At 69.6% G+C, this 11,191-nt stretch carries 10 protein-coding genes; 9 read left to right on the top strand and 1 reads right to left on the bottom strand.

Annotation, left to right across the window (positions count from 1 at the left end; genetic code table 11):
• The first annotated feature begins 11 nt into the window (after window positions 1-11).
• From SK854_RS13430 to SK854_RS13420, 3 genes are read left to right on the top strand one after another with little or no spacing between them, the layout of a single operon-like run.
• On the top strand, window positions 12-491 hold the full coding sequence (locus tag SK854_RS13430) for a sigma-70 family RNA polymerase sigma factor (RefSeq protein WP_319975406.1): 480 nt from the start codon (window positions 12-14) through the stop codon (window positions 489-491).
• Window positions 484-1,518 (top strand): tetratricopeptide repeat protein, encoded by a 1,035-nt coding sequence (locus SK854_RS13425; protein ID WP_319975405.1) that lies wholly within the window; start codon window positions 484-486, stop codon window positions 1,516-1,518. Before SK854_RS13430 ends, SK854_RS13425 begins: the two co-directional genes overlap by 8 nt.
• A gap of 58 nt (window positions 1,519-1,576) precedes the next feature.
• The gene (locus SK854_RS13420) at window positions 1,577-2,380 is read left to right on the top strand and encodes an SAM-dependent methyltransferase (RefSeq protein WP_319975404.1); all 804 of its coding nucleotides are present in this window, start codon (window positions 1,577-1,579) and stop codon (window positions 2,378-2,380) included.
• On the opposite strand, the gene SK854_RS13415 is transcribed toward SK854_RS13420, so the two are convergent.
• On the bottom strand, window positions 2,377-3,990 hold the full coding sequence (locus SK854_RS13415; protein ID WP_319975403.1) for a ricin-type beta-trefoil lectin domain protein: 1,614 nt from the start codon (window positions 3,988-3,990) through the stop codon (window positions 2,377-2,379). The genes SK854_RS13420 and SK854_RS13415 overlap by 4 nt on opposite strands.
• Window positions 3,991-4,152: 162 nt before the next feature.
• Between SK854_RS13415 and SK854_RS13410 the strand changes: the two genes are divergently transcribed.
• The 6 genes from SK854_RS13410 (at window position 4,153) to SK854_RS13385 (ending at window position 11,190) form a co-directional block, all read left to right on the top strand.
• On the top strand, window positions 4,153-4,659 hold the full coding sequence (locus tag SK854_RS13410) for a SigE family RNA polymerase sigma factor (protein ID WP_319975402.1): 507 nt from the start codon (window positions 4,153-4,155) through the stop codon (window positions 4,657-4,659).
• Window positions 4,656-5,588: an LCP family protein gene (locus SK854_RS13405; RefSeq protein WP_319975401.1), complete on the top strand. Its 933-nt coding sequence runs from the start codon at window positions 4,656-4,658 to the stop codon at window positions 5,586-5,588. The genes SK854_RS13410 and SK854_RS13405 overlap by 4 nt, the downstream gene beginning before the upstream one ends.
• 86 nt (window positions 5,589-5,674) lie before the next feature.
• Window positions 5,675-8,434 carry a helix-turn-helix transcriptional regulator gene (locus SK854_RS13400; protein WP_319975400.1) on the top strand — a complete coding sequence of 920 codons (2,760 nt, stop codon included), beginning with the start codon at window positions 5,675-5,677 and terminating at the stop codon, window positions 8,432-8,434.
• A gap of 143 nt (window positions 8,435-8,577) precedes the next feature.
• Window positions 8,578-9,498: a hypothetical protein gene (locus SK854_RS13395; RefSeq protein ID WP_319975399.1), complete on the top strand. Its 921-nt coding sequence runs from the start codon at window positions 8,578-8,580 to the stop codon at window positions 9,496-9,498.
• Window positions 9,499-9,552: 54 nt separating this feature from the next.
• Window positions 9,553-10,071 carry a TetR family transcriptional regulator gene (locus SK854_RS13390; protein WP_319975398.1) on the top strand — a complete coding sequence of 173 codons (519 nt, stop codon included), beginning with the start codon at window positions 9,553-9,555 and terminating at the stop codon, window positions 10,069-10,071.
• 9 nt (window positions 10,072-10,080) lie between these two features.
• Window positions 10,081-11,190 (top strand): nucleotide disphospho-sugar-binding domain-containing protein, encoded by a 1,110-nt coding sequence (locus SK854_RS13385; RefSeq protein WP_319975397.1) that lies wholly within the window; start codon window positions 10,081-10,083, stop codon window positions 11,188-11,190.
• The last annotated feature ends 1 nt before the right edge of the window (window position 11,191 follow it).

Here is an 11,191-nt window from a genome sequence, read left to right as displayed (position 1 = left end):
AGGGAAGGCCGTTGAGCACACCGGAGCCGGATCAGGGCTTCGCCGAGTTCTTCCGCGGGTGCCTGCCCGTGGTCACGAAGACGCTGACGGCTTTGAGCGGCGACACTCGCGTCGTGGAGGACATCGCGCAGGACGCGTTGGTGATCGCGCGGCACCGATGGAGTGACATCCACGCGTACGACAAGCCCGAGGCGTGGGTGCTCAAGGTCGCGATACGGCTCATGCGGCGGTGGCAGCAACGCTACGGACACGAAACGCCGCTCGCCGAGGTGCCCGAGGTCGTGCAGCCCGTGCACGAGGTGGAGGCGCTGCACGCCGCGTTGCGTGACCTGTCCCCCAGGCACCGCGAGACCCTGGCGCTGCATCACCTGCTCGGGTACTCGGTCAGCGAGATCGCCGCGGTGCTGATGGTCGGCGAGTCCACCGTGCGCACGCACCTCACCCGCGGCCGGGCCGAGCTGCGACGGATTCTCGGAGGCAGTGATGAGTGAGCTGCTGAGCCAGTTCGAGCTCGACGAGGCCGTCGAGCGGCTGTACCGCCTGGGCGAGGAAGCGGAACGGGCCGGGCGCCTGCGCGAGGCGGCCGTGCACTTCCGGGTCGCTGCCGACCAACGCCTCGGTGACGCGGCCGTGCGGCTGGCGCACGTCCTGTTCGCACTCGGCGAGACGGCCGAGGCCTCGCAGTGGTGTCTGGCCGCCGTGGCGGACGGATTTCCCGAGGCAGCGGAGTTGATCAGGGAGAACTCCGAGGAGCGGCAACGGTTTCTGGAGCACGCGGCCCGGATCATGGTCGGCGCGCCCACGTTCGACTGGCTGCCGTCCGGGATGCCGTCGGTTCTCGTTTCGCCCGAGGTGATCGCGGCGCGCACCCGGGCGTTGCGGGCGTTGGACCAGCGTTATGGCGGGATCGCCTGCCACACGGCGGTTCTGGAGCACCTCGCCGCCGTCGAACCGATGATCGTCGTCGGCGACGCTCCGACGTGGACCGCCGTCGCCGAGGTCTACGAGCTGGCGGGCTGGACGGCGTTCGACAGCGGACAGCCCGGAGTCGCGCTGCCGCACTTCGCCAAGGCGCTGACGTTGGCGCGCCAGGCGGAGAACGAGTCGCTGATCGCCTCCGTGCTGACACGGGCCGGCCGGATGTTCCTGCACCACAACGCACCCGACGACGCCCTGAAGGCGTTCCAGCTCGGTGTGGTGGCGGCGCACAACGCGTGGGCCGACCGGTGCGCGTTGGACGATCCCGAGCAGGCCATCGCCTCACTCACCACAAGGGTTGGCACATATGGCGAAGGTCGGGCTCGCACGCTCGCGTTGACGGCGCTGGCCCGCAATCATCTCGCGCTAGGTGACGTAGCGGTGGCGACCGAGCTCGCCGGAGAAGCCGTGGCGTCCGCCCAGAACCTGCGTTCGGCACGCGCCGACGACCAGCTGCGCCGACTGGGTCGGGAAGCCCGCTCAGCCGGCGCATCTGTGCTGGCAGAGCAGGTTTCGGCCCGGTGCGCGCGTTCTGGATGACGCTCTCACCCGATCCAGGCCGCTACACGCGTGCGCGCATTCGAGTAAGTTCTTCGGCATGGCCGAGCCTTTCTCCTGGGTGCCCGCGGGAATCAATACGGACGTGCCCAGCGCGGCACGGGTCTACGACTTCCTGCTGGGAGGTGGCCACAACTTCGCGTCGGACCGCGCGGTCGGCGACAAGGTGCTGCAGATCCTGCGCGACGGCCGTGCCATCGCCTCGTCGAACCGCTCGTTCATGCGCCGTGCCGTCCTGCTGATGATGGAGCAGGGCATCACGCAGTTCCTCGACCTCGGCTCAGGCATCCCCACGGTCGGCAACGTCCACGAGATCGTGCAACAGGCAAACCCGGACGCACGGGTCGTGTACGTGGACTACGACGAGGTGGCGGTCTCGCACAGCCAGCTCATCCTGGAGGGCAACGACAACGCGGGCGTCGTGCGGGCGGACATGTGCCGCCCCGACGACGTCCTCGCCGACCCGGTCGTGAAGAGCCTGATCGACTTCTCCCAGCCCGTCGGCCTGCTCATGGTCGCCGTCCTGCACTTCGTCTCGGACGAGAAGGGCCCGGCCGAGGTCGTCGCCCGCTACCGCGACGCCATGCCGCCCGGCAGCCTGATCGCTCTCTCGCACCTCACGGCGGACTTCAAGCCGCAGGAGATGGGCGCCGTCGTCGAGGCCATGAAGCACAGCCGCGACCCTATGTACTTCCGTTCGCACGACCAGTTCGAGCCGATGTTCGCCGGCATGGAGATCCTCCAGCCGGGCGTCGTCTCGGCGCCTCAGTGGCACCCGGAACTCGGCCCGGCCGGAGAAGGCGGTCCTGCGGACGTCTACGTGGGCATCGGCAAGAGGGTCTAGCGGAACTTCCAAGCTTGGGCCGCGGAACCGTTGCAGCTCCAGATGTTCAGGCGTGTGCCGGGAGTGGTGGACGCATTGGGGTTGTCCAGGCACAGCCCCGACTGCGGGTTCTGCACGGACCCGTCCGACCGCACCCGCCACTGCTGCGCGCCCGTGCCGTTGCACTGCCACAGCTGGACGGCCGTGCCGTTGGTGGTGCCGCTGTTGCTGATGTCGAGGCACTTGCCGGAGATGGCGATGGTGCCGTCGGCGACGACGCGCCACTTCTGCGCGTAGGAGTTGTTGCAGCCCCAGATCTGGACGGGGTTGCCGTTCTCGGTGCCGCCGGCGTTGTTGTCCAGGCAGAGCGTCGACGAAGCCGACAGTTCGACGGAACCCGTGCCGGACGGGTGGCGTTCGGCCGGGAGTGACGGCGTGTTCAGGTGGTAGAAGTCGACGGCCAGGTAGTTCGGGGTCTTGCGGGCCGCGGGTTCGCAGAAGCGCTGGGCTCGGTTGACGAGTTTCGAGTTGTCGGTGGCGACGGTGCCCTGCATCGGGACGTCGCGGAAGTGGTTCATCACGAACAGCGGGCGGAAGTTCGCCTCGGTCGCGGTCAGTGGCTTGTCGCCCCAGCGGGAGTAGCAGGACCAGTCGGAGGCACCGGTTCCTGAGCCCATCGACCAGTAGTTCTCGACGGTCCAGTCCTTCTGGTAAAGCACGCCGGAGTTCTCTCGGCCGTCGCGGCTGTGGTCGGTGAAGATGAGCAAGCGCTTGCCGGTGGCCCTCATCTGCGACAACGTCGGCCAGCCGTTTTCGCGCACGCCCTCGGCTCGGTACAGGACGTCACCCAGGCCCTGAACGCGGGCCAGTTCGGAACGCAGGACGTCGGCCGAGACGTAGTCCTCCAGGAAGACCGTGACGATCTCGGTGGGGCGTGACTTCAGGAAGTCGACGATGCGCTGGACGTCGACGTTCAAAGCCACCGGCTTGCTGACGGCCGTGCAGCTGTTGTGGCAGAGGATGGCGCCGTCGGGGGTCTGGTGGATGTCGAGCATGAAGCCGCGGACGCCGTCGTTGAGTTGCTGCACGATGCCGCGGGACTGGTTCGGGGCGATGTTGGCGAACATGAAGCCGCCGTCGACGCCGTTCGCGTAGGCGTTGTGCGCGGTCAGGAACGTCATCTCGTCCAGGCGCGGGTCGGCCGGGGGCTGGACGCGGACCGGGGTGACCGGGGTCAGGAACCACGTGTCGTTGCCGGTGCCGACGCGGATCTGGTCGGTGCCGGACGCGATCAGGTAGCGGTCGGCACCGGGGTCCTTGAAGCGGTATCTGTCCTGGTCGTCGAGGAGCCCGGTCCACTGGGCCTCGGCGCTCGAACAGCTGACCATCTGGGCAGCGTCGCCGTTGCGGCCGAGACACTGGCCGCCCTCGGACAGCGTGCTGCCGTTCCAGGAGAACTGCTGGCGGTCCTCGTTGCCCTTGGGGCGGTGCTGGACCACTGACGAGCCGGAGACGGCGGCGTTCTGGCCGGTCACGGCGCTTTGCAGGTAGTAGTTGCCGTTGGGGGCCGCGACCGCGTCGACGGGGACGAGGAGCAGCGACAACAGCGCGAGTGCAGGGATGATGCGCATGACGTGAAGGCTCGCCCACGGACGTGAACATGAAAAGGATTCACGCCGAAATCCGTCCAAACCGAGACATCTGTGGGCCGGACCACACAAGTCGATGCAGCGGATCGAGCGGCGAGAGGGGTTTCCCGATCCGCAAACGACCACAGAGGAGAAGGGGGCGGCGTGGGGTTCGACCAGTTCGTCGCTGATCGGCTGGATCGGCTGTTGGGGTACGCCACCGCGATCACCTGCGACAAACACTTGGCGCAGGACATCGTGCAGAACGTGCTCATGCGCGCGCAGGGCAAGTGGGAACGCATCGGGGCGATGGACGTGCCCTATCTCTACGTGAAGCGCATGGTGACCAACGACTACCTGTCGTGGCGGCACCGCAAGGCTGCGCGTGAGATCGCCATGGAACGCAGTGAGCTCGCCGGGCACGTGCCGTCGATGGCCGATCCGGCCGACGCGCACGCTGAACGCGAGGCCATGCGCGCACGGATCGCCATCCTGCCTCGCAAGCAGCGCGCCGCGTTGGTGCTGCGGTTCTACGAGGACTGCAGTGACGCGGAGATCGCACAGGTGCTCGGGTGCACGGAATCGACCGTGCGCAGCCAACTCTCTCGTGCGCTGCAGACGTTGCGCACTCACGAACTCGCCCGGTCCGCCACCCTGGGGGTGCACTCATGAACGACCTGATCCGCCAGGCCATCGCCGCTGAGGCCGAGGAGCGCGTCGACTCCCGGACCGTGCTGGCCAACCTGCACAAGGCCAAGAAGCGCAAGCCGCTCGGCCTGATCGTCGGTGTCGCGACGCTGACCGCCGCCGCCGCGGCCGCCGCCGTCATCATCCCGACGACGATCAAGAAGACCGAGGCCGCGCCGCCCGCGGTGTCGCCCGGTGCCGCGGAAGCGCAGAACGTGCTGCTCATCGGCGCTGACGACGTCGGGAACACCGACGCGTTGATGCTCGCGCGGTTCCGGGGGGACGGGGCGGCGGTCATGGTCGTGTCGCTGCCACGGGACCTCTACGTGGACGGCGCGAAGATCAACGGCCTGTTCGCCCAGGACCCGAAGAAGCTGACCGCCGCCGTCGAGAAGACGACGGGCGCGAAGGTCGATCACTACGCCGCCGTGAAGATGTCGGACTTCGGCCCGATCTCGCAGCTCGTCGGCGGGGTCGAGGTCTGCCTGAAAGCGGCGACGAACGACCCGATCACCAAGGTCGGCTTCCCGGCCGGCAAGCAGGTGCTCCAGGGCGATCGGGCTCTCGCCTTCCTGCGCCAGCGCCACGGTCTGCCCAACGGCGACCTGGACCGGGCCAAGCGGCAGCAGATGTTCCTCGTCGGGCTGGCCTCGCAGATCACCAAGGACAAGGCTCTCGCACTCGCGGGCGGCGTCAGCGGGTCGATCAAGGTGGACGACGGCTGGGACGTGCTGGAGTTCGCGCAGCGGTTCACCGGTCCGGTGGGGATCGGCGTGACGACGCTGCCGACCGACGCGCCCGTCCAGCGGGAGACCGGGTTCGGGTACGAGGTCGACCCCGCCACGGCCAAGGCGTTCGTCGACAAGGCCCTCAGCGGGGGCGACAACGCCGACGAAGGCGCCTGCACCAACTGACGATCACTCGGATGGAGCATCAAGTCGCCCTTCTGCGCAGTCGATGACCTGCATGTAGCCCGCGAGACGGCCGCTACGATCAATTCGTGCGTGAACCACTTGAACGTGACTCCGAGATCGCGCACATTCGTGAAGCTCTGGACGCAGCCACCCGTGGTGAGGGTCGCGTCGTCGTCATCGAGGGCCGTGCGGGCATCGGCAAGACCAGGCTCGTGCACGAATGCCGCGAGCTGGCCAAAGAGCGCGGGTTCGGGCGACTGCAAGCTGTTGGTGACGCTCTGGAGAGCGCCATGGCGTGGGGTGTCGTCCGGCAGATGGTCGAGCGGTCGGTGTCGCGGTACTCCGGCGAACTGCGCGAGAAGATCCTCGCCGGGCCGTCAGGGGCGGCGCTGAAAGCCCTGGACGACGCCGCGCTCGACCCCAGTCAGGCCGAACTGGCCCGCACGCTGCACTCGTTGTGGTGGGTCGCGGTGGACCTCTCGTCCACCCGCCCGCTGCTGATCACGGTGGACGACGCGCACTGGGCGGACCACTCGTCGCTGCAGTTCCTCGTCTACCTGTCCCGCCGGATCGCGGACCTGCCGATCGCGCTGGTCGTCGCGACCAGGCCGCCGATGGACAACTTCGGGCCGCTCGCGCAGCTGAGCGTGTCCGCCGACCGGTTGCTGCCGCGCCCGCTCACCACGGACGCGCTCAGCGCCCTGGTCGGCGGGCACCCCGAAGTGATCACCGCACTGCACGCGGCCAGCGGCGGGAACCCGTTCCTGTCCGGCGTCCTGGTCGACGAACTCGCGGCGCTCGGGCTGCCGCTGGACGACGCCGCGACGGCGGAGAAGGTCGGCACGCTCGGCCCGAGCACCGTCTTCCGCGCCACGCTGGGAAGGCTGCCCGCCGAAGCGGTGGCGCTCGCGGGAGCGGTCGCCGTGCTCGGCACGCACGCCGATCCGTGGCAGGCGGCGGAACTGGCGGAGGTCGGCGATCTCCCGTCCGCGGTCGAGGCGTTGACGGCCGCGAACGTGCTGATCACCGGCGACCATCTGGAGTTCGTGCACCCCGTGGTGCGTGAGGCGGTGCTGACCGGTCTCGGGCCGATCGCGCGCGCCTCGCTGCACGCGCGCGCCGCGAAGTCGTTGCAGGAGTCGCACGCCTCGGCCGACCGAGTGGCCGCGCATCTCGTCCACGCTCCCAAAGGGACACTGCCGAACGCCGCCGAGGTGCTGAGAAAGGCCGCGGCGACGTTGCTCTCGGCCGGAGATCCCCGCACCGCCGCAGGACATCTGGCGCGGGCGGTGGACGAGAAGCCCGGCGACGCGGGACTGCGGGCTGAACTCGGGCGCGCGTTGCTGCGGGTCGGCGACGCCGTGAACGCGCACCGGCACCTGAAGGCCGCGGCCCAAGGCCTGCCGGACGCGGAACTGGTGGCCGCGGCGGCCTCGGCGACGGCCGCGCTGGAAGGCCCTGCGGCGGCGATCGCGGAACTGACCGAGGCCATCGAGGCCCGCCCGGACGGCGAGTCGCGGCTGCACCTCGAAGCACGGCTGGCGGTGTTCCGCTCGTTCCTGCCTGACCAACGCCAGGTCGCGTCCGCACACCTCAGCGGCTACGCGGGACTGGCGGGCGGCACTCCAGACGAACGCACGTTGCTCGGTCTCCTCGCACAGATGGGCCGCTACGAGGTGTGGCCGCACGACGAGGTCGCCACGACCGCGACGCGCGCGCTCGCGAACGGCGCCTACCTGGACGACGCGACGGGCAGCACGGACGCGATGGTCGCGTGGCTGGTGGCGTTGCTCGCGCTGATGGCCGCGGACGGCGTGGACACCGCGCGGCACGAGATCGAACGGGCCAGGCTGAAGGTGCGGGCGCACGGCTCGCCGATCGAGTTCGCGATGGTGGCGAACGCGTCGCTGTTCCTGAACTGGCGCTGCGGCAACATGCAGGTCGTCGAGGCCGAGGCCGAGGGAGCGCTGGCCGCCGTCGCGCACGAGGACCCGGTGTCCGAGGTGATCAGCCTGCGCGCGACCTCGACGCACTTCGCGGTCTACGCGGCGCTCGAACGGGGCGACGTCGCGGCTGCCGGCGCGTTCATCACGGCGTTCGACAGCCAGCACGCCGATGCCCGGCTGACCATGCCGATGATCTGGCTGCACGAGGTGCGCGCGTTGATCGCACTGGCCGAAGGCGACGCACGGCGTGCGATGTCCCAGGCCTACCGTCAGCGCGACGCGATGCACCAGGTGCACGTCGATCCGCCCACGATCCCGTGGCGCGCGGTGGCCACCCGCGCCGCGTTGCTCCTCAACCAGCACGAACTCGCGTTGGAACTGGCCACCGAACAGCTCGACGTGGCCCGCAAGTGGGGCGCGGCGACCGAAGTCGGCGCGGCCCTGCGACTGCTCTCGAACGCCGACGCGGACGCGCGGCTGGAACTGCTGACCGAGTCCGTGACCGTGCTGGAAGCCTCGCCGTCACGCCTGGAACTCGCCCGATCGCTGGTGGACCTGGGCGAGGCGCTGCGGGTCGCCCGACGCCGGACGGACGCGCGCGAGCCGTTGCACCGCGCCATCGAACTGGCCGGGAACTGCGGCTCGGCGGCGCTCCAGACCCGTGCGGTCGAGGCGTTGGAGGCACTCGGTGACCGGCCGCGCCGCCAGATCACCCTGGGCGCGGAGGCGTTGACGGCGTCCGAACGACGCGTGGCCGACCTGGCGGCGGCGGGCCGGGCGAACAGGGAGATCGCGCAGGAGCTGTTCGTGACGCCCAAGACCGTCGAGAACCACCTCGGGCGGATCTACACGAAGCTCGGAATCGCAGGTCGCAGGGACCTCGCCAGCGTCCTCGCCTAAGACAGAGCAGCGTGGGGGTGTCCCTGATACACCCATCTTTTCCGCTGAAGGGTTGAGGGATCTCCCCTCATGCCTTTGGGGGTTCGCCTCGGCGAATCTTGTGTCACCGCAGGGGAACACAGGAACTCAAAGGGGAAACCGAAATGATCCGCAACGCTCTGATCGCCGCCGCCGCTCTCACCGCCGTCGTCGCTCCCGCCACCGCCGTGGCGGACCCGATCATCGGCACGCCCCCGCCGTGCGTCGGTGCCTCCGACCTGGCCGGCAGCGAGTTCAACGTCAAGAAGTGCGGCGTCAGCGACGTGGACCAGCACCGGGCCGGCCTCGAGAACAACGGTGGCGCCTACTGCGGCCCGGCCTCGCTCTACAACGTTCTGCACTACTGGGGCCACGAGAAGGACGCCCCCGTCGGCTGGCTGACCACCAAGGTCGGCAACCTCAACCCGAAGGACCCCGCCGACTACAGCGTCATCACCAACTCGATCGGGCGCATCGGCGTCGACGCCAAGTACAACGGCGGCACCAACCTCACCAACCTGCGCACCGCGTGGAACATCGCCACCAAGCCCGCCCGTGACGCCGGGTGGACCACCTCCACCGGCGCCGTGAGCACCCACGAGAACCCGGACTTCGCCGGTGAGCTCGCGAAGAAGCTCAACGAGGGCCCGCTGCAGCTCGTGTACGGCCGCTACAAGGCCGGCCCCACCACCGGTTCGCTGCAGCGCAGTGGTGGCCACATCATCACGGTGGTGTCCGCGACCGGCTCGTTCGGCGGCAACACGATCCAGCTGAAGCTGGCCGACCCGGGCCGCGCCGGTGACAGCGGCCAGGGCAACTACCTCTACACCCAGTCCGCGTACGAGTCGCTCGACGTCACCCTGACCAAGCGGTCCATCAAGGAGTACGTGCCGGTCAAGGACGACGAGAACACCCGCGAGGACGAGTCGCTGGAGCCGGGCACCTACCGCACCGTGACGCGCTGGGAACTGACCGGCCCGCGCTACGTCAGCGACACCACCCGTCAGATGGTCGAGGCCTTCAACTGGTTCGACATGGCCAAGTAGTTCCTGTTCTCCAGGGCCGCATCCCTTCACGGGGTGCGGCCCTAGTCTGTTTTCATGCCCAGCCGCGATCGGGAACGCACCCGCCGCCGGTTGCTGGACGCCGCGTTCGTCGAGTTCGCCGCCTACGGGATCGCCGGGGCGCGGATGGAACGCATCGCCCGCATCGCGCGGTGTTCCGCGGGACTCGCCTACACCTACTACGGCGGCAAGGACGAGCTGTTCGACGCCGTGCAGTCCGAGGTGGTGAGCGCGGTCGCCGTGGAGTTCGACGCCCGTGACCTGCCCGGATACGCCGGTCGGCTGTACGACCTGCAGCACCGGCACCCGGAGTTCGCCCGTCTCGCGACCTGGCAACGGCTGGAGCGGCGCGGCCGCGTCAGCCGGGTCGCCGAAGTCGAGGCGATCCGTTCCGCGCAGGAGGCCGGACTGGTGTCGTCGCGGTTCAGTGCCGAGCACGTGTTGCAGCTGGTGCTGGCGATCGCGTCGATGTGGTCGACCGCCGCGGGATGCGCCGATCACGGGGAACGGCGGCGGACCGTCGAGGACGCCGTGCGCCGGCTGGTGGAGCCGTAGCCTGGAACTATGCGTGTTCTCGTGGTCGCCGCTCCCCTGCTGGGTCACGTCTTTCCGTTGATGCCGCTGGCCCTGGCACTGCGCGAGGCGGGCCACGAGGTCGTGGTCGCCACGGGCGGCGAGGCGCTGCGGGTGCGCGACTCCGGTCTGCGCGTCGAGGACGTGGTCCCGGCGAACGTCCGCTTCGGACCTATCGCGCTGCGCATCATGCTGACGCATCCGTTGGTGGCCAAGAGGGAACTGCGTGGCAGCGGCCGGCTCGACTTCGTGTCACGGCTGTTCGGCACGGTCGGCGACGCGATGACGGCGCCGCTGCAGGCCTTTGCCCGCACGTGGAAGCCGGACGTCGTGGTGCACGAACCGCTGGCCGCTGCCGGGTCCGCGCTGGGCGTGCCCTCGATCGTGCACGACGTGTCGCTGTTCGACGGGCTGGAGCTGACGGCCGCGGTCGGCGCGCGGATGAAGGCCGGAGTTCGTTCTCCCGCAACGGTTCTGCGCACGGCGCCGCCTTCGCTCGCGGAGTTTCCCGGCGGTGAACGGATGCGGTTCGTCCCGTACAGCGGTGACGGCGAGGTGCCGCGGTGGCTGGCCGAACCGTCCGGCAAGCCGCGCATCCTCGTCAGCCGGAGCACCGCGCCCGGTCCTGGTGCCGGGCGGATGATGGCGGCCGTGGTCAAGGCGGCCGAGCGGGTGGACGCCGAGTTCGTGCTGGTGCGCCCGGAACGCACCGAGAGTCTGCCCGGCAACGTCCGGACGGTCGGGTGGGTGCCGATTCCGCGCGTGCTGCCGTTCTGCGACGGGATCGTGCACCACGGCGGCGCGGGGACGCTGCTCGGCGCGCTCGCGGCGGGAGTGCCGCAGCTCGTCGAGCCAGGGCCGGGCGACCGGACCGTGCACGCGACCGCGATCACCGGGCGCGGGGCCGGGCTGCGGGCGGAGCCGCGGGAGATCACGCCGGAGCTGCTCACCCGGCTCATCGAGGACTCGAAGCTGCAGCGGGCCGCGGGCGAGGTGCGGGCCGAGATCGCGGCGATGCCGTCGCCCGCCCAGGTAGCCCGGCGGTGGGAAAGTCTCTGGCATCGGGGTCACGATTCGCGGGATCGACTCCCGGAACAATAGA

Origin of the sequence: Lentzea sokolovensis (assembly GCF_033949975.1) — a bacterium.
Taxonomy (GTDB): domain Bacteria; phylum Actinomycetota; class Actinomycetes; order Mycobacteriales; family Pseudonocardiaceae; genus Lentzea; species Lentzea sokolovensis.
The sequence above is the reverse complement of the archived record's forward strand: the minus strand, read 5'-3'. Positions and strand labels throughout refer to the sequence as shown.